This window comes from Arenimonas sp., from assembly GCF_035721105.1.
GTDB lineage: Bacteria > Pseudomonadota > Gammaproteobacteria > Xanthomonadales > Xanthomonadaceae > Arenimonas.
The window spans coordinates 29418-45922 of sequence record NZ_DASTNG010000012.1 but is presented as its reverse complement, the minus strand read 5'-3'; the positions used below and the strand labels follow the sequence as shown (position 1 = coordinate 45922).

The 16505-nt window shown below is 69.7% G+C and carries 19 protein-coding genes, 1 tRNA gene and 1 other RNA gene; 7 read left to right on the top strand and 14 right to left on the bottom strand.

The genetic code is table 11. The features are described from left to right. Nucleotides 1–196 precede the first annotated feature (196 nt). Together VFQ84_RS01200 and crp are read right to left on the bottom strand one after the other, a co-directional pair. Nucleotides 197–658, bottom strand: a complete 462-nt coding sequence (locus tag VFQ84_RS01200) for a GNAT family N-acetyltransferase (protein WP_325128363.1) — start codon at nucleotides 656–658, stop codon at nucleotides 197–199. Between the two features lie 3 nt (nucleotides 659–661). After that, entirely contained in the window at nucleotides 662–1333 is a 672-nt protein-coding gene (gene crp, locus VFQ84_RS01195) for a cAMP-activated global transcriptional regulator CRP (RefSeq protein ID WP_325128361.1), read from the bottom strand. 188 nt (nucleotides 1334–1521) lie between these two features. Between crp and speD the strand changes: the two genes are divergently transcribed. Continuing rightward, a complete protein-coding gene (speD, locus tag VFQ84_RS01190; protein ID WP_290890938.1) occupies nucleotides 1522–2316 on the top strand; it encodes an adenosylmethionine decarboxylase in 795 nt (264 codons plus the stop codon). A gap of 212 nt (nucleotides 2317–2528) precedes the next feature. Here speD and coq7 read toward each other — a convergent pair whose 3' ends face one another. Next, on the bottom strand, nucleotides 2529–3173 hold the full coding sequence (coq7, locus tag VFQ84_RS01185) for a 2-polyprenyl-3-methyl-6-methoxy-1,4-benzoquinone monooxygenase (protein WP_325128356.1): 645 nt from the start codon (nucleotides 3171–3173) through the stop codon (nucleotides 2529–2531). Next, nucleotides 3170–4306 carry a (Fe-S)-binding protein gene (locus VFQ84_RS01180; RefSeq protein WP_325128354.1) on the bottom strand — a complete coding sequence of 379 codons (1137 nt, stop codon included), beginning with the start codon at nucleotides 4304–4306 and terminating at the stop codon, nucleotides 3170–3172. The genes coq7 and VFQ84_RS01180 overlap by 4 nt, the downstream gene beginning before the upstream one ends. 101 nt (nucleotides 4307–4407) lie before the next feature. On the opposite strand from VFQ84_RS01180, the gene rplM reads away from it, so the two are divergent. The 4 genes from rplM (at nucleotide 4408) to VFQ84_RS01160 (ending at nucleotide 6624) form a co-directional block, all read left to right on the top strand. After that, nucleotides 4408–4848, top strand: a complete 441-nt coding sequence (gene rplM / locus VFQ84_RS01175) for a 50S ribosomal protein L13 (protein ID WP_325128353.1) — start codon at nucleotides 4408–4410, stop codon at nucleotides 4846–4848. Nucleotides 4849–4857: 9 nt separating this feature from the next. After that, nucleotides 4858–5250, top strand: coding sequence for a 30S ribosomal protein S9 (rpsI, locus tag VFQ84_RS01170; RefSeq protein ID WP_325128351.1), 393 nt, complete (start codon nucleotides 4858–4860; stop codon nucleotides 5248–5250). Between the two features lie 30 nt (nucleotides 5251–5280). Continuing rightward, nucleotides 5281–5354: transfer RNA gene (locus VFQ84_RS01165), tRNA-Gln, on the top strand. A gap of 211 nt (nucleotides 5355–5565) precedes the next feature. Further along, complete coding sequence (locus VFQ84_RS01160; RefSeq protein WP_325128349.1) at nucleotides 5566–6624, top strand: cyclic nucleotide-binding domain-containing protein; 1059 nt, start codon at nucleotides 5566–5568, stop codon at nucleotides 6622–6624. Nucleotides 6625–6741: 117 nt separating this feature from the next. Here VFQ84_RS01160 and rpiA read toward each other — a convergent pair whose 3' ends face one another. The 7 genes from rpiA to VFQ84_RS01125 all read right to left on the bottom strand — a co-directional run bounded on the left by rpiA (nucleotide 6742) and on the right by VFQ84_RS01125 (nucleotide 11568). Beyond that, nucleotides 6742–7398, bottom strand: a complete 657-nt coding sequence (gene rpiA, locus VFQ84_RS01155; protein WP_325128347.1) for a ribose-5-phosphate isomerase RpiA — start codon at nucleotides 7396–7398, stop codon at nucleotides 6742–6744. 13 nt (nucleotides 7399–7411) lie between these two features. Beyond that, nucleotides 7412–7873: an EVE domain-containing protein gene (locus tag VFQ84_RS01150; RefSeq protein WP_325128345.1), complete on the bottom strand. Its 462-nt coding sequence runs from the start codon at nucleotides 7871–7873 to the stop codon at nucleotides 7412–7414. 7 nt (nucleotides 7874–7880) lie between these two features. Further along, nucleotides 7881–8456, bottom strand: coding sequence for a 5-formyltetrahydrofolate cyclo-ligase (locus VFQ84_RS01145; RefSeq protein WP_325128343.1), 576 nt, complete (start codon nucleotides 8454–8456; stop codon nucleotides 7881–7883). 3 nt (nucleotides 8457–8459) lie between these two features. Beyond that, nucleotides 8460–8645, bottom strand: a non-coding RNA gene (gene ssrS, locus VFQ84_RS01140) — 6S RNA. Nucleotides 8646–8767: 122 nt separating this feature from the next. Beyond that, nucleotides 8768–9061, bottom strand: a complete 294-nt coding sequence (locus VFQ84_RS01135) for a cell division protein ZapA (RefSeq protein ID WP_325128341.1) — start codon at nucleotides 9059–9061, stop codon at nucleotides 8768–8770. Next, on the bottom strand, nucleotides 9058–9279 hold the full coding sequence (locus tag VFQ84_RS01130; RefSeq protein ID WP_325128339.1) for a TIGR02449 family protein: 222 nt from the start codon (nucleotides 9277–9279) through the stop codon (nucleotides 9058–9060). Before VFQ84_RS01130 ends, VFQ84_RS01135 begins: the two co-directional genes overlap by 4 nt. 33 nt (nucleotides 9280–9312) lie before the next feature. Continuing rightward, entirely contained in the window at nucleotides 9313–11568 is a 2256-nt protein-coding gene (locus VFQ84_RS01125) for a putative bifunctional diguanylate cyclase/phosphodiesterase (protein WP_325128337.1), read from the bottom strand. 189 nt (nucleotides 11569–11757) lie between these two features. Here VFQ84_RS01125 and VFQ84_RS01120 point away from each other — a divergent pair, with 189 nt between their 5' ends. After that, on the top strand, nucleotides 11758–12309 hold the full coding sequence (locus tag VFQ84_RS01120; protein ID WP_325128335.1) for a UPF0149 family protein: 552 nt from the start codon (nucleotides 11758–11760) through the stop codon (nucleotides 12307–12309). Nucleotides 12310–12316: 7 nt separating this feature from the next. Continuing rightward, on the top strand, nucleotides 12317–13627 hold the full coding sequence (locus VFQ84_RS01115; protein WP_325128331.1) for an aminopeptidase P N-terminal domain-containing protein: 1311 nt from the start codon (nucleotides 12317–12319) through the stop codon (nucleotides 13625–13627). A 252-nt stretch (nucleotides 13628–13879) separates the two neighbouring features. On the opposite strand, the gene VFQ84_RS01110 is transcribed toward VFQ84_RS01115, so the two are convergent. From VFQ84_RS01110 to VFQ84_RS01100, 3 genes are read right to left on the bottom strand one after another with little or no spacing between them, the layout of a single operon-like run. Next, on the bottom strand, nucleotides 13880–14572 hold the full coding sequence (locus VFQ84_RS01110) for a DUF4328 domain-containing protein (protein WP_325128329.1): 693 nt from the start codon (nucleotides 14570–14572) through the stop codon (nucleotides 13880–13882). A gap of 16 nt (nucleotides 14573–14588) precedes the next feature. Continuing rightward, nucleotides 14589–15014 (bottom strand): DNA polymerase III subunit chi, encoded by a 426-nt coding sequence (locus tag VFQ84_RS01105; RefSeq protein WP_325128327.1) that lies wholly within the window; start codon nucleotides 15012–15014, stop codon nucleotides 14589–14591. Between the two features lies 1 nt (nucleotide 15015). Continuing rightward, the gene (locus VFQ84_RS01100) at nucleotides 15016–16488 is read right to left on the bottom strand and encodes a leucyl aminopeptidase (protein ID WP_325128324.1); all 1473 of its coding nucleotides are present in this window, start codon (nucleotides 16486–16488) and stop codon (nucleotides 15016–15018) included. Between the last annotated feature and the right edge of the window lie 17 nt (nucleotides 16489–16505).

Here is a 16505-nt window from a genome sequence, read left to right as displayed (position 1 = left end):
CCTCCGGGGCGACGTCGCACGCTGCACTAGTCCTTCTGAAGTGAAGGGCAGGAAGCCCGTAACGGCCGACGTTTGCTGCCAGGGATGGCGCTAGCAAGACGGCGGGCAGAAGGACTAGTGCAGCGGGCGGCGGCGCTGCCGCGAGGCCACGGCGTGCGGCCCTTCGTGCGCAGAGCGCACGCGCTCGAACAGGGAGTCAGTCGCCGAGGCGCTTGAGGAAGCGCAGGGCGCTTTCGTTGAAGCCGCAGGCGCGGTAGAACGCGTGGGCTTCCGTGCGGTGCGTGGCTGAAGTGAGCTCGATGCGCGCCGCACCGGCCTGCCGGGCCCGGTGCTCCGCCTCCCGCAACAGCAGCCGCCCCACGCCCCGGCGCTGCTCGCCTTCCGAGACCACCAGCGACGTGATCCGGCAAGTGCGCGCACCCAGCGGCAGGTAGTACATCAGGTCCAGCGCCAACAGCCCGACCAGGCAACCGTGGCGATCGGCGACCAGGATCTCCTGGTCCGGCTCGTCGTCCAGCGCCCGCAGCCGACTGGCGGCTTCGGCCCGGTCACAGGGATAGCCCAGCACGCCCAGCAGCGTCGCCACGCCGGCGGCGTCCTGGGCCGTGGCCGGTCGGACCAGCAGCGAATCGGTGGCCGCCGTGCCGGTCCGGCCCATGGCTCAGCGGGTGCCGTACACCACGACCGTCTTGCCGCGCGCATGCAGAAGGTTCTGCTCCTGCAGCTGCTTGAGCACCCGGCCGGCCATCTCGCGGCTGCAGCCGACGATGCGGGCCAGCTCCTGGCGCGAGACCCGGATCTGCGTGCCCTGCGGGTGCGACAGCGCATCGGGCTCGGCGCACAGGTCGTGCAGCGTCCGGATGATGCGGCCGCTGACGTCCAGGAAGGCCAGGCGGCTGGCCTTGCGGCTGGTGTCGAGCAGGCGCTTGGACAGCTGCAGGCCGATGGCGTAGAGGATGCGCGGGCACTCGGACTGCAGCGGGCCGGCGAAGAGCTGGTGCAGGCGGTCGTAGTTGATCTCGGCCAGCTCGCAGGCGCTGCGGGTGCGGACCACCACCGCGCGGGCGTCGGCGGCGAAGAACAGGCCCATCTCGCCGATGAACTCGCCGGCGTTGACGTAGCCCAGGATCAGCTCGCGGCCATCGGGCTCCTCGCTGACCACGCTGAGCGAGCCACTGACCACGTAGTAGAGCGAGGTGGCGGGGGTGCCGGGCCGGAACACGTCCGTGCGGGTCGGATAGCGTCGCCGGTGGCAGTGGTCCAGGAAGCGGCCCATCGTCGCGGCATCGGGCGCCAGCGGGCTGTTGACCAGTTTCGGCGGCTGGATCGACATTCGGCGAACTCCTGTAATTTCGGCGCCAGGGCGGGCTCTCGTGGCCCGCTGAAGCGTTCAGCTTAGGCCGGGAACGTGCCCCGGGCAATGCCGGCGGGGCCCTCGCCGGGGCCAAGGTTCCCCCGGGGGGCCGTTTGGCCGATAATGCGCCCCCTCGCTGTACCCCCTCCGCATATGGGAATGCCCACGTGGTCAAGCCACTGCCTCGCCTCCGGCTCCAGGGTTTCAACAACCTCACCAAGGCGTTGAGCTTCAACATCTACGACGTCTGCTACGCGGTCTCGGAAGAGCAGCGCCAGCGCTACATCGAGTACATCGACGAGGCCTACAACGCCGAGCGCCTGACCCAGATCCTGACCGACGTGGCCGAGATCATCGGCGCCAACATCCTGAACGTGGCCCGCCAGGACTACGACCCGCAGGGTGCCTCGGTGACGATCCTGATCTCGGAAGAGCCCGTGATCGACAAGAAGGCGGCCGGCAAGGAGCTGATCTCCGACGCCGTGGTGGCCCACCTGGACAAGTCGCACATCACCGTGCACACCTATCCGGAAACCCACCCGCACAACGGCATCGCCACCTTCCGCGCCGACATCGACGTCGCGACCTGCGGCGTCATCTCGCCGCTGAAGGCCCTGAACTACCTGATCGAGTCCTTCGAGTCCGACATCGTGGTGATGGACTACCGCGTGCGCGGCTTCACCCGCGACGTGAAGGGCAAGAAGCACTACATCGACCACAAGATCAACTCGATCCAGGACTTCCTGTCCAAGCCCATCAAGGGCAAGTACGAGATGATCGACGTCAACGTGTACCAGGAAAACCTGTTCCACACGAAGATGCACCTGAAGGAATTCGACCTCGACACCTACCTGTTCGAGGAAAAGGCCAAGAACCTCGGCTTCAAGGACCGCATGCGCATCGAGAACCAGCTCAAGCGCGAGATCGTCGAGCTCTTCAACGGCCACAACCTCGCCGACTGAGCCTTCCCGTCGGCGCGAGAATCAGCCCGGTACGCGAGTGCCGGGCTTTTTGTTTTTGCCACGGATGAACACGGATGGACACGGATAAAAACCGATAAGGAACAAGACTGATTGGCTCTCCGCGCGATGGATGGCCTCGCCAAAATCCCCGTGTGCGTCTGCTTTACCTGCTTTTATCCGTGTTCATCCGTGTTCATCCGTGGCCAAAAAAACTAGGCCCGGTAGGCGACGGCTTTCATGAGGCGCGAGGTCAGGGCCATCAGCCGGGGAATGGGCGAGGGCAGGGTGCGGGCGCCGGCGGCGAGGGCTTCGTCGGCGTGGCGGGCCTCGTCGGCCTTCATGGTGCGCAGGATCGCGCGGCTGCGGTCGTCGCCCGGGGGCAGGGTGGCCAGGTGTTCCTCCAGGTGGGCCTCGACCTGGCGTTCGGTCTCGACCACGAAGCCCAGGTTCCAACCGTCGCCGCGCAGGCCCGCGGCCAGGCCGATGGCGTAGCTGCCGGCGTAGAAGAGCGGATTGAACAGGCTGGGGCGGCTGTCGAGCTCGCGCAGGCGGTCGGCGCACCAGGCCAGGTGGTCGGTTTCCTCCTGCGCCGCGTGCTCGAGCTGGGCGCGCGTGGCGGCGTCGCGGGCCACGGCGGCCTGGCCGACATACAGCGCCTGCGCGCAGACCTCGCCGGTGTGGTTGATCCGCATCAGGCCGGCGGCGTGGCGGCGTTCCGCGGCCTCCAGGCGGGCCGGGGGCAGGTCGCCGGCCGGATTCGCGCGCTCGGCGCGGGCCGAACCCAGGGTGGTGCCCAGGGCGTGCTGGGCCTCGATGAGGATTCGATCCAGCGGGCTGTAGCGGCGTGCGACGGTCATGCCAGGTGCTCGGCGAGGAAGTCCAGGGGATGGCGTACCGGGATTGTAAGGCCCTGCGCCAGGTGCAGCCGGCAACCAATGTTGGCCGACAGCAACAGGGTGGCACCGCTGGCCGCCACCGCGGCGTGAACCGGCCCGCGCAGCGCCGCCGCGCGGTCCGGGAAAGCCACCTGGTGCAGGCCCGCGGCGCCGCAGCAGCCAGCGTCCGGCAGCACGGCCACGTCCAGGCCGGGGATCCGGCCCAGCAGGCGGCGCAGGGCGGCGCCGCTGCGCTGGGTGCAGGGCAGGTGCAGCGCGACGCGCCCGGCGGCGGGGCGGAACGCCAGGCGGTCGCCGAGCGCATCCAGCGCCGCCAGCGCGTCCTCGGCGCCGCCGTCGAGGCTGCGCGACAGGGTGTCGAGGCAGCCGCTGGCCAGGCAAAGGACGCGCTCGTGGCCCTGGAAGGCGGCGCGGTTGGCGTCGCCGAGGCGGGCGGCGGTGGCGGCATCGCCGGCGTGGGCCGCGGCGGCGCCGCAGCAGCCCTGGCCGGCGGGCAGCGCCAGCGCCAGGCCGGCGGCGCCCAGCAATTTCGCCAGCGCGGCGCGGGTGCCGGATTCGTGCCGGTCGGCGATGCAGCCGGCGAACACCGCGAGCGTGGGCCGTCCGGCGGCGTCCGGCAGCGGCTGCGGCCGCGCGGGCGGCGGCAGGCCGGGGGCCAGGACGCCGGGCAGGACCGGGGCCAGCAGGCGATGGGCATCCAGCAGCCGCCCCAGCAGCGGCGGCCGGGCCAGCAGCCATCCGGCCAGGCGCTGGGGCCGCGAGGCCGGCCGGCGCTGGGCCTGCGCGGCCCGGGCGCCCAGCAGCAGGGCGCCGTATTCGACGCCCGCGGGGCAGGCCTGCTCGCAGCGGCGGCAGCCCAGGCAATGGTCGAGGTGGATGTCGCCGGCGGCGGTCGGCGCCAGCTGGCCCGAGGCGGTGGCGCGGATGTAGGCTATGCGGCCGCGCGGGGATTCGGCCTCGCTGCGGTCCAGCCCGTACGTGGGGCAATGGGGCAGGCAAAGCCCGCACTGCACGCAGCGGTCGGCCAGCGCCACCAGGCCGGCGGCAGGCGCGCCGGGCGCGGGGCGGGAGGCCGTTTCAGGCGGCGTGGGCATGCCCGGATGCTAACACGGGGTTAATCCGGGCTTGCACGGGCCGGAAAGGGCCGCTATCATTCCGCCTCTTTCCACCCCGCTTTCTATATTTTGGAGCCGTCATGAAGACCATGACCGTCAGCGCCAACGCCCAGACCGTCAAGCAAGACTGGTACGTGGTCGATGCCAACGGCAAGACCCTGGGCCGCCTGTGCTCGGAACTCGCGCGTCGTCTGCGCGGCAAGCACAAGCCGGAATACACCCCGCACGTTGATACGGGTGACTACCTCGTCGTGATCAACGCCGAGAAGATCCACGTCACCGGCAACAAGCTGCAGGACAAGAAGTACCACCGCTTCACCGGCTACGTCGGCAACCTCAAGACCGAGTCGCTGGGCCAGGCGCTGGACGCCCATCCGGAGCGCGTGATCGAGATCGCGGTCAAGGGCATGCTGCCCAAGAATCCGCTCGGCCGCGCCATGTACCGCAAGCTCAAGGTGTACAAGGGCTCGGAGCATCCGCATTCCGCCCAGCAGCCGCAGGCTCTGGACTTCAAGGCTTAAGGCAAAGACATGGCTATCCAGCAGAACTACGGCACCGGCCGTCGCAAGTCCTCCACCGCCCGCGTGTTCATGCGTTCGGGCACCGGCAAGATCGTCGTCAACGGCCGTCCGGTCGACGAGTTCTTCGGCCGCGAGACCTCGCGCATGATCGTGCGCCAGCCGCTGGTCGTCAGCCAGATGGGCGACAAGTTCGATTTCACCGTCACGGTCGAGGGCGGTGGCATCACCGGCCAGGCCGGCGCCATCCGCCTGGGCATCGCCCGCGCGCTGGTCGAGTACAACGACACCCTGAAGCCGGACCTGCGCAAGGCTGGCCTCATGACCCGCGACGCCCGCGAGGTCGAGCGTAAGAAGGTTGGCCTCCACAAGGCCCGCCGCGCCACCCAGTTCTCGAAGCGCTAATCGCTTCCAGGTCTGGCGGCGACCCCAGATTGGGGGATCGTCTAATGGTAGGACTGCAGACTCTGACTCTGCCTATCTAGGTTCGAATCCTAGTCCCCCAGCCAAAAAAAGAAGGGCCCCCGAAAGGGGGCCCTTCTTTTTTGGCCGGGGGACTGTAGGAGCGCCTTCAGGCGCGAATCTTTTCACCAAACACCCAAAACCCGAAGCCCGCAGCGAAAAGCTTCGCGCCTGAAGGCGCTCCTACAGGGAAGGGCGGCTACCGCAGCCCGCCTCTCCGGCGATAGACTCGGCGCATACGCCTCCGGAGTCCGCCCCATGCCCGTTCCCGCCGACCACCTGGCCCGCCTCTTCCCCCTCGAGTCCCTGCGCCAGGAGACCCGCGACCAGCTGGCGCGCGAGGCCTCGGTGTCGGACTACGGCCGCAACGAGAACGTGTTCGAGGCCGGCGACCTGGACGAGGACACCATCTACCTGCTCGAGGGCGAGCTGCGCTGCAGCTACCCCGATGGCCGCAGCGTCGCCCATATCGCCAGCGCGCCGCACGGCCGCTATTCGCTCAACGACGCGGTGCCGCGCCGCTTCACGGCCAAGGTGGTGTCGTCGAAGGCGCGGGTGATGCGGATCGATCGCCGCTACCTCGAGAAGCTGATCACCTGGGACCAGCTGAGCCGCGACGAGAACTACCGCCACTTCGGCTCGGCGCCGGGCGGCAACAACTGGGTGTTCCGCCTGCTGCGCAGCCAGGCCTTCGCACGCCTGCCCACCGGCAACATCGAGAAGATGTTCCAGCTGTTCGAGCCGGTGAGCGTCAAGCCCAGCGAGATCGTGATGCGCGAGGGTGACGCCGCCGACTATTTCTACGTCGTCCGCGAAGGCACCGCGTCCATTTCCAAGTACCTCGACGGGGCGCCGCAGGTGGTGGCCTACCTGCGCGAGGGCGACACCTTCGGCGAGGACGCGCTGCTGTCGAACCTGCCGCGCAATGCCACGGTGCGGATGATGCAGGGCGGCCAGCTGATGCGGCTCTCGCGCGAGGCCTTCGAGGCGGTGCTCAAGCCGCCGATGCTGTCGTGGGTGCTGCCGGCCGAGGCCGCCCGCCTGGTGCAGGGCGGCGCCGCGCTGCTGGACGTGCGCATGCCGGAGGAGCACGCCCAGCGCGCCATCGACGGCTCGATCAACGTCCCGCTCTACCGCCTGCGCGAGGATGTCGCCAACGTGCTGCCCTCGGGCGCGCGGGTGGTCGTGTACTGCAACACCGGCGAGCGTTCGGCCGCTGCCGCCTTCGTGCTCAAGCGCCTGGGCTACGAGGTCAGCGCCCTGCATGGCGGCCTCGGCGCCATGCTGCGGCTGATGGCCGCGAACGCGCCCGCCTGACCCCGGTATTTTTGTAGGAGCGCCTTCAGGCGCGAATCTCTTCGCGAAGAGCTTCGCGCCTGAAGGCGCTCCTACAGGGATACATCAGGCGTCCATCAGGCGCCCGGCAGGGGTTGGTCAGGGATGGCGGAGGGGGCGGACCTGGCCGTTGATGATGACGTCGTCGGCGGGACGGGCGGCGAACAGGCCGCAGGCCACCACGCCGACGATCTGGTTGAGCTTGGCCTCCAGGCCCACCGGGTCGGCGATGCGCCAGTGGTGGACGTCCAGGATCCAGTTGCCGTTGTCGGTGGTCACGCCTTCGCGCCAGACCGGCTGGCCGCCGAGCTCGACGATGCGGCGGGCGACCAGGCTGCGCGCCATCGGGATCACTTCGATCGGCAGCGGGAACTGGCCCAGCAGTTCGACCTGCTTGGCCTCGTCGATGATGCAGACGAAGCGCTCGCTGGCCTCGGCGATGATCTTCTCGCGGGTCAGCGCGGCGCCGCCGCCCTTGATCAGGCGGTTGAACGGGTCGCACTCGTCGGCGCCGTCCACGTAGAGCTTCAGCGGCCCGACCGCATTGAGGTCGAACACCGGGATGCCGTGCGACTTGAGCTGGCGCGTGCTCTGCTCCGAACTCGACACCGCGCCCTCGATCCGGCCCTTCATCCGCGCCAGGCCGTCGATGAAGAAGGCCACGGTGGAGCCGGTGCCGACGCCGACCACGGTGCCGTCCTCGACGTACTCCAGGGCCTTCTCGGCGGCGAGTTTCTTCTGTGCGTCGCGGGACATCGGCGGCTCCGGCTTATTCGAGGGAAAGGATGTGCTTGTACTGGGCCGCCGTCACCGGCAGCACCGACAGGCGGTTGCCGCGGCGGAGCAGGGCGAAGTCCTCGCCCAGCGCCTCGGCTTCGGCGCGCATGTCGTCCAGCGACACGGTGCGCTTGAGCCGGCGCACGAAGCCGACGTCGACCATCCACCAGCGCGGCTCGTCGGGCTTGCTGCCCGGGTCGTAGTAGTCGGACTTCTTCTGGAACTGGGTCGGGTCCGGGTAGGCGTCGGACACCACCTCGGCCAGCCCCGCCACGCCTGGCACGGCGCAGTTGGAGTGGTAGAACAGGATGCCGTCGCCGACCTTCATGTCCTTCATCATGAAATTGCGCGCCTGGTAGTTGCGCACGCCGGTCCAGGGCTCGCGCCCCACTTTCTCCAGGGCCTCGATCGAGAACTCTTCGGGCTCGGACTTCATCAGCCAGTATCGTTTCATGCCGCCATTATCGCCCGAACGCGAGGAATCCTTGCTCGGTCGCGACCGCATCCAGCGGCACGTCCCAGGCCTCGGCGGCCAGGCCGGCGACCTGCTGGCAGGCATAGCCCACGCCGACCAGGCGCGGCGGCGCGCCCCGGTCGCGGCGGAAGGCGAAGGCGCGGTCGTAGTAGCCGCCGCCCATGCCCAGGCGATGGCCCTCGGCGCTGAAGCCCAGCAGGGGCACCAGCACCAGGCCCATCTCGGCCGGGGCCAGGGTGGCATCGGCGACCGGTTCGGGGATGCCGTAGCGGTTGGGTACCAGCGCGTCGCCGGGGCGCCAGGGCGCGAAGCGGAGGTTGCCGTCGGTCGTGGTCACCGGCAGGCACCAGACCTGGCCGGGCGCGAGCCGCAGCTGCACCGCATGCAGCGGCAGTTCGCCGTTCACGGCCCAGTAGCCGCCGACGTAGCCGGGTTCACGCAGTTCGGGGCGCTCGCCCAGGTGCCGGGCGACGGCATCGGCCGCGGCCAGCCGTTCGCCGGGGCGCAGCGCCGCGCGGCGGGCGCGCAGTTCGGCGCGGAGGGTGGCGCGCGTCGAAGTCAAAGGAGTTCCTCCACCATGCCGATGCGTACGAAACGACCTTGATCCCAGGGATCAAGTGGGTACCCGAACCACCGCTTCAGGCTTTCCGCAACAGGGCGGACATGCACACCACGGATGGGGCGGATTCCCGGGTCGTGTTTATGGGACAAGGTGTAATGTTAGGCACGCTGTCGAACACGGCAGAGGACGTCGCGATTATAGACCCGCCCCCTATCCGAAGCGTGAACGCGCTTCCCGGTAGGAGCGCCTTCAGGCGCGAATCTTTTCGCGAAGAGCTTCGCGCCTGAAGGCGCTCCTACAGGGAAGCGGGGTCAGCGCGGGGCGTCGAAGAGGCCGTCGAGCTTGCGGTTGAGTTCGCCCAGGGTGCGGGCGAGGGCCTGGTCGCGCTGCTCGGCGGCCTGCTTGAGCTGCTGCAGCTCGTGGGCCAGGTTCAGGGCGGTCAGCACCGCCACCCGGTCGATCGCGGCCATGCGGTTGCTGCCGCGCAGCTCGCGCATGCGGGCGTCCAGCAGCTGCGCCGCGGCCATCAGGCTGTCGCGCTCGGCCGGCTCGACGCCGACGGTGTACTCGCGGTCCAGGATCTTGACGTTGACCGGCTCGCTCACGCGTTGTGCTCCAGCGACTTGAGCCGCGTGATCATGGCTTCCACCCGGGACCGGGCCTGTTCGTTCTTGTTGAGCAGCGCCGCGCGCTCGGCCACCAGCTGTTCCTGACCCTGGCGCAGGCTCTTGTTTTCCTCGAGCAGCCGGCGGTGCTGGTCCGCGAGGCGCTCGAAGCGCTCGGCCAGGGCCTGGAGCTGGGAAATGGGATCGTTCGCGCTCATCGCGGCCACCTTAGGCGGGGCGGGGGGAAGGGGTCAATACGGCGCCGGGATCGCCGCCACGGTGCCGGGCTGCCAGCTGCGGATGAAGGCCAGGCAGCGGTGCGAGTCCAGCGGCGGCGACAGCCAGAAGCCCTGGATCTCGTCACAGCCCTGTTCGCGCAGGTAGCTCAGCTGCTGCTCGCTCTCCACGCCCTCGGCGATCACGTTCAGGCCCAGCGAATGGCCCATGGTGATGACGGTGGCGGTGATCGCCTCGTCGTCCGGGTCGCGGGTGAGGTCGCCGATGAATTCCTTGTCGATCTTGAGCGTGTCGATCGGCAGGCGCTTGAGGTAGACCAGCGAGGAATAGCCGGTGCCGAAGTCGTCGATGGCCAGGGTGATGCCGAGCTTGCGCAGCTCGTTGAGCACGTGGGTGGTCTGCTCGGCGTTCTGCATCACCATCGACTCGGTGACCTCCAGCTCGATGCGGTTGGCCGGCACGCCCAGGTCGCGGATCAGGTTGCGCAGGGTCTCGGGCAGGTTGCCGCGCAGCAGCTGCAGCACCGAGACGTTGATGCCGATCGAGATCTCGCTCAGGCCATGCCCGCGCCAGCGCTTGAGGGTCTGCAGCGCCTCGCTCAGCACCCAGTCGCCGATCTGCAGGATCAGGCCCGATTCCTCGGCCAGCGGGATGAACACGGTGGGCGGGATCTCGCCGAGCTCGGCGCTGTGCCAGCGCAGCAGCGACTCGACGCCCGTGATGCGGCCGTCGGCCAGGGCCATGCGCGGCTGGTAGACCAGGCGGAACTCGCCGCGGTCGAGCGCCTTGCGCAGCGAGGCCAGCACGGTGGCGCGCCGGCGCGACTCGGCGTCCATGGTCTCGTTGTAGATCTGGTATGTGTTCCGGCCCTCGGCCTTGGCCTGGTACATGGCCGTGTCGGAATACTTGAGCAGGTCGGTGGGCACCAGCGCGTGGTCGGGGTAGAGGCTGATGCCCAGCGACGGCGTGATCGACACGTCGTGGCGCTCGTCCACTTCCAGCGGCATCGAGAACGCGGTGAGGATCTCGCGCGCCATGCGCTCGACCGCCGGGATCGACTCGACGTCCTCGAGCACGACCGTGAATTCGTCGCCGCCCAGCCGCGCCACGGTGTCCGAGGCGCCCACGGTGGCCTGCAGGCGCGTCGCCGCCGCCTTGAGCAGGCGGTCGCCGGCGGCGTGGCCCAGCGAATCGTTGATGTCCTTGAAGCGGTCGAGGTCGAGGAACAGCACCGCCACCCGCGTCTCCTGCCGGCGCGCCCGCACGATGGCGCGGCCCAGCCGCTCCGACAGCAGGGCGCGGTTGGGCAGGCCGGTGAGCGTGTCGTAGTTGGCCAGGTAGCGCAGCTCCTGCTCGGCGCGCTTCTTGTCGGTGATGTCGTTGACCACGGCGACGAAATGGCTGCGCAGGCCCATCGCGTCGCGGACCTCGCTCATCTCGATCCAGCCCAGGAACTCCTCGCCGTCCTTGCGCTTCTGCCACATCTCGCCGGCCCAGTGGCCGGTGCGCTCGAGCACGTCGCGCACGCGCCGGTAGAACTCGGCGCTGTGCTGGCTGGAGTCGAGCAGGCGGCTGTTCTGGCCGATCACCTCTTCCTCGCTGTAGCCGGTGATGCGCGAGAAGGCCGGGTTGACCGAGATGAAGCGGAAGTCGAGGTCGATCACCGCCACCGCTTCGCTCATCGAACGCAGCACCTCCAGCGCCACCCGGCGCTCGCGCTCGGCGCGCCGGATGATGGTGATGTCGCGGGCGGTGCCGGCCATGCGCAGCGGGCTGCCGCTGGCGTCGCGTTCGACCACCTTGCCGCGCGAGCGCACCCAGACCCACTCGCCGCGGGCGTTGCGGATGCGGTGCTCGGACTCGAAGACGTCGGAATGCCCGACGATGTGCTCCTGCAGCAGCTTCTGCACCCGCGGCAGGTCCTCGGGGTGGATCGAGTGCGTGCGCCAGTCGTCGGTGCTCATTTCCTCGCGGCTGCCCTGGCCCAGCAGCTGGTTGGCGCCGAGGCGGTAGAGGCTGTTCTCGCGGATGTTCCAGTCCCAGAACTCGTCGCCCGAGCCCCAGAGCGCCAGGTTCAGGCGCTCCTCGCGCTCGCGGATCTCGCCCAGCAGGGAGGTTTCCTGGCGCCGGCGGTGGGTCCACACCCGCCACAGCAGCCAGCCCAGGAACAGGGCGATGACGAACAGCACCAGCTGCAGCACGAAGCCGGCATCGCCCGATCCGGCGGCCTGGGCATGGGCAAGCGCGGGCAGCAGGCATCCTGCGGCCACGCCGACCGGCAGGCCGTGTGTCCGACGCCTGCCCCTGTTTCGCGAACGCGCCATGTAGCCCGGTAATCCCCTGTGAACCAGCGCCCCTCAACCAAGGCAGTGTAGGGTGGCGCTAACACCGCCACAAGCGGCGTCGGCCCGCCCCCGGCGGCCTTGCTAGAATGCGGGTCTCCCGAACGCCGCCCAGCCATGTCCGAAGCCCAACTGCCCGACCACGCCGAACTCGTCGCCGAACTGCAGGCCCTGGAAGCCGGCCTGGACCCCTGCGACCTGCATGGTTCGCTGTGCGGCTATCTCTCGGGCGGCGGCAAGCACGACCGGCGCACCTGGTTCGCCCTGGTCATGGCCGATCCGCTGCTTTCGGCGCCCGAGGCCGATGGCGCCCTGGATCGCCTGTATTCGGCCAGCACGCGCCAGCTCGAGTCGCCGGACTTCGAGTTCGAACTGCTGCTGCCGGCCGATCCCGCCCCGGTCAGCGAGCGCGGCGACGGCCTGGTGGCCTGGTGCCGGGGCTTCCTCGGCGGTTTCGGGCTGGCGGCCGGCGCCAAGCCGCCGCTGTCGGAGGAGTCCGAGGAGGCGCTGGGCGACATCGCCCGCATCGCCGCCAGCGACCTGAGCTACGAGGATCCCGAGGCAGACGCCGCCGCGCTCGAGGAAGTGTCCGAATTCATCCGGGTCGCCGTGCTGCTGCTGCACAGCGACTGCGTGCTGGGACCCCGGCACCGCCGCAAGCTCAACTGAGGTCGCCATGATCAAGGCCGCCGAGTTCGCCCGCCGCCGCAAGCAGCTGATGCGGATGGCCGACGACGACGCCATCATCATCCTGCCCAGCGCGCCGCTGCGCGTGCGCAGCCACGACACGCACTATCCCTACCGGCAGGACAGCGATTTCTGGTACCTGGCCGGGTTCGCCGAGCCCGAGGCCGTGCTGGTGCTGGTGCCGGGCCGCAAGCACGGCGAGGCGCTGCTGTTCTGCCGCGAGCGCGACGCCGAGCGCGAGGCCTGGGACGGCCCGCGCGCCGGCCCCGAGGGCGCGGTGGAAGCGCATGGCTTCGACGACGCCTACCCGATCGCCGACCTCGACGAGATCCTGCCCGGCCTGCTCGAAGGGCGCTCGCGGGTCTACTACCACTTCGGCCGCGACACCGAGTTCGACCTCAAGCTGATCGGCTGGGTGAACCGCGTGCGGTCGCAGGTGCGCCACGGCGCGCAGCCGCCGCATGAGTTCCTGGAGCTGGGCCACCTGCTGCACGAGCTGCGCCTGTTCAAGAGCGCGGCCGAGCTCAAGCTGATGCGCGAGTCCGCCCGCATCGCCTGCGAGGCGCAGCTGGCCGCGATGCGCGCCACCCGCCCGGGCGGCCGCGAGTACGAGGTCGAGGCGGCGCTGCAGTACGTCTACCGCCGCAACAACGCCGTCGCCGCCTACGAGCCCATCGTCGGCTCGGGCCCGAACGCCTGCGTGCTGCACTACCGCGACAACCGCGCGCCCACCGCCGACGGCGACCTGCTGCTGTGCGACGCCGGCGCCGAATTCGCCAACTACGCCTCCGACATCACCCGCACCTGGCCGGTCAATGGCCGCTACTCCAAGGAGCAGCGCGCGCTGTACGAGGTGGTGCTGTCGGCGCAGGCGGCGGCGCTGGACCAGGCGCGCCCGGGCCAGCCCTGGATCGCCGGCCACGAAGCGGCGGTGACCGTGCTCACCGAGGGCCTGCTGTCGCTGGGCCTGCTGAAGGGCTCGCTGAAGTCGGCGCTGGCCAGCGGCAGCTACAAGAAGTTCTACATGCACAAGACCGGCCACTGGCTGGGGCTGGACGTGCACGACGTCGGCGAATACAAGCTCGCGGGCGAGTATCGCCAGCTCGAGCCGGGGATGGTGTTCACCATCGAACCCGGGCTGTACATCGCGCCGGGCACCAAGGGCGTGCCGGCGAAGTGGCAGGGCATCGGCATCCGCATCGAGGACGACGTGCTGGTCACGCGCGAGGGCCACGAGGTCCTGACCGACGGCGTGCCCAAGTCGGTGGATGCCGTGCAGGACGTGCTGGCGTCGCGGTAACGGGGCTCGCCTGAATTGCTGTGCGGCGTGCAGGGGGTGCGCGCGTCCATGGGGTGGGCGTGTTTGAACGCGGATCAGAGCGGAAACCGCCGATAAGAGCGGATGGGGCAAAAGAATTCTGTCTGCTCTTCGCCAGGCGGATGATTCTGGCGAAGACCCACTAAAGACGCCTTTAATCCGCTTTTATCCGCGGTTTCCGCTCTGATCCGCGTTCAAACCCTGCCGCCACGCAAGCGCAAGTCGCCTGTCAACTCAGGCAACCAAGGTCTCGGACTCGGGCTCAGGCGGCGCCGGCGGGGCAGGCGCGTTGGCCTGGCGGTCCTGGGCGGCGCCGACCCTGCGCACGATCCGGAGGAACAGCACCGAGCAAGGAATGGACAGCGCCGTGGAGACCAGGCCGATCCGCTCGGCCAGCAGGATCGATTCCATGGTCTCGGCGTTGATCGACAGGCGCAGGGCGATGTTGCCGATGATGTTCCCGGCCAGCCACAGCGTCCACCAGGCGGTCAGCAGCCCGACCGAACCCTCGCGCCAGCGCGCCGGGTCGTGGCTGGCCAGCCAGATCTCCTTCATCGCCCTGAACGGGTACACCAGGTTGGCGAAGGGCACGAAATACCAGCCGACCGCCCAGCCGGGCGAGAATTCCAGGCGCTTCGCGCCCAGGTGGCGGATGTTCCAGGCCGCGCGGAAGATCCAGCGGCCGATCACGAAGAACAGGCTGATGGCGATCGCCGCCAGGGCCAGTCCGATGATGCCCTGCAGCAGCTCGAACGGCGTGACGTCGACCGGGCGCGCGGCGCGGCCGGCGATGATGTCGGCCATTTCCCCGGTGCGCGCCAGCGTGGCCAGGAAGTAGAGCGCCTGCAGCGTGATCTCGATGCACAGCAGGACGACGGTGACCTTGCCCAGTTCGTCCAGGGATTCGTAGCGGTCCTTCGCGGCCATCGGGGCTCCTTGCGGATTACATGTCGTGTTTGGCGACGTCGAGCCCGCGGGCGACGTACTGCTTCCAGCGCTCGCGCAGCGGGCCGCGGGCGCCGTCGTCGGCGGGCACCACTTCCAGCACGCGCTCGAAGCCGTCGGCCACGGCCGCGTCGCGCAGGTTCAGGACCAGCGGGCGCAGCGCGGCATCGTGCTCGGGGGCGGCGATCAGCACCGGCACCTCCTCCTCGTCCTCGTCGGCGCCGACGATCTGGTGCGGCACGTAGGCGTCCGGATCGAAGGACCACAGCAGGTCGTCCAGCGCCTCGGCCTGCGCGGTGCTGGCGCAAAGCACCAGCATCGGCAGGCCGGCGTCGCTGGCCTTGCGGGCCAGCTCGCAGACCAGCAGCAGCGGCTGCTCGCGGAAGCGGGGCTTGCCGATCAGGTAGAAATCGGCGCGCGCCACGTCAGCCCGCCTGGTCGATCAGCCACTGCGTCAGCAGGCCGACCGGGCGGCCGCTGGCCATGCCCTTGCGGCCGTCGCCGTTGGCGACGCCGGCGATGTCGAGGTGGGCCCAGCGCTGGCCTTCGGTGAAGCGCGCCAGGAAGCAGCCGGCGGTGATCGCACCGGCGTTCTTGCCGCCGATGTTGTAGACGTCGGCGAAGGCCGACTCGAGCTGGGTCTGGTACTCGTCCCACAGCGGCAGGCGCCAGGCGCGGTCGAACACGGTGTCGCCGGCTGCCAGCAGCTCGTCGGCCAGGTCGTCGTGCTTGCTCATCAGGCCGGCGGCGAACTTGCCCAGCGCGACCACGCAGGCGCCCGTGAGGGTGGCGACGTCGACGGTGGCCTGCGGCTCGTACTTCTGCACGTAGGTCAGCGCGTCGCACAGGATCAGGCGGCCCTCGGCGTCGGTGTTGCCGACCTCGATGGTCTTGCCCGACATCGAGGTGAGGATGTCGCTGGGGCGGTAGGCGTCGGCGTCGGGCATGTTCTCGACCGCCGGCACCACCATCACCAGGTTGATCGGCAGCTGCATCTTGGCCACGGCGGTGAAGGTGCCGATGACGGTGGCGGCGCCGCACATGTCGAACTTCATCTCCTCGATGCCGCCCTGGACTTTGAGGTTGATGCCGCCGGTGTCGAAGGTGATGCCCTTGCCGACCAGCGCGTGCGGCTTGTCCTTGCCGGCGCCGGTGTAGCGCAGCACGACCAGCCGCGGCGGGTTGGCCGAGCCGCGGGCCACGGCCAGCAGCGAGCCCATGCCCAGCTTCTCCATGTCGGCGCGCTCGAGGATCTCGGCCTCGACGTTGGCGTGCTCGGCGGCGATCTTGCGGGCGGTGTCGGCCAGGTAGCCGGGGTTGCAGATGTTCGGCGGCAGGTTGCCCAGCTCGCGGGCCAGTTCGACGCCGGCGGCGATGGCGACGCCGCGCGCGAACTCGGCGCGCTGCGCCTCGGCGCCCAGCACCGCCAGTTTCGCCAGGCCGGCTTCTTCCTTCTTGCTGCGGGTGGCGGTGTAGCGGTAGGCGGCGTGGTCGGCGGCGATCACGGCCTGGCGGAGGTTCCAGCCGGCGTCGCGGCCGCCAACGGCGATCTCGGACAGGGTCAGCAGGGCGCTGTCGGCCGGGCCGGCGCGCAGCGCGCGCACGGCATCGGCGACCGCCTTGAGGTACTGCGGCACGCCGAACTTGCCGGCGTCGCCCAGGCCCACCACCAGCACGCGCGGCGCGGCGATGCCGGGCACGTCGGGCAGCAGGGCGGTGCGGCCGGTCTTGCCGGACAGGTCGCCGCGGGCGGCGAGGGCGGCCAGCTTGCCGCCGCTGGCCTTGTCCACGGCCTGGCCGGACGGCGCGAAGCTGCCGTCGGCGAACAGGCCGATCACCAGGCAATCGGTGGCGGCGGTGGTGGGATCGGCGGGGTTCAGGTGAAATTCGAGGGCCATGGTCTGGGATTCCGTAC

Coding starts and splice junctions, on each gene's coding strand:
- VFQ84_RS01115 (WP_325128331.1), top strand. CDS start 12,317: ATGATCAAGGCCGCCGAGTTCGCCCGCCGCCGCAAGCAGCTGATGCGG.
- rplM (WP_325128353.1), top strand. CDS start 4,408: ATGAAGACCATGACCGTCAGCGCCAACGCCCAGACCGTCAAGCAAGAC.
- VFQ84_RS01150 (WP_325128345.1), bottom strand. CDS start 7,873: ATGAAACGATACTGGCTGATGAAGTCCGAGCCCGAAGAGTTCTCGATC.
- VFQ84_RS01110 (WP_325128329.1), bottom strand. CDS start 14,572: ATGGCCGCGAAGGACCGCTACGAATCCCTGGACGAACTGGGCAAGGTC.
- VFQ84_RS01120 (WP_325128335.1), top strand. CDS start 11,758: ATGTCCGAAGCCCAACTGCCCGACCACGCCGAACTCGTCGCCGAACTG.
- VFQ84_RS01160 (WP_325128349.1), top strand. CDS start 5,566: ATGCCCGTTCCCGCCGACCACCTGGCCCGCCTCTTCCCCCTCGAGTCC.
- coq7 (WP_325128356.1), bottom strand. CDS start 3,173: ATGACCGTCGCACGCCGCTACAGCCCGCTGGATCGAATCCTCATCGAG.
- crp (WP_325128361.1), bottom strand. CDS start 1,333: ATGTCGATCCAGCCGCCGAAACTGGTCAACAGCCCGCTGGCGCCCGAT.
- VFQ84_RS01100 (WP_325128324.1), bottom strand. CDS start 16,488: ATGGCCCTCGAATTTCACCTGAACCCCGCCGATCCCACCACCGCCGCC.
- VFQ84_RS01180 (WP_325128354.1), bottom strand. CDS start 4,306: ATGCCCACGCCGCCTGAAACGGCCTCCCGCCCCGCGCCCGGCGCGCCT.
- rpiA (WP_325128347.1), bottom strand. CDS start 7,398: ATGTCCCGCGACGCACAGAAGAAACTCGCCGCCGAGAAGGCCCTGGAG.
- VFQ84_RS01130 (WP_325128339.1), bottom strand. CDS start 9,279: ATGAGCGCGAACGATCCCATTTCCCAGCTCCAGGCCCTGGCCGAGCGC.
- VFQ84_RS01200 (WP_325128363.1), bottom strand. CDS start 658: ATGGGCCGGACCGGCACGGCGGCCACCGATTCGCTGCTGGTCCGACCG.
- rpsI (WP_325128351.1), top strand. CDS start 4,858: ATGGCTATCCAGCAGAACTACGGCACCGGCCGTCGCAAGTCCTCCACC.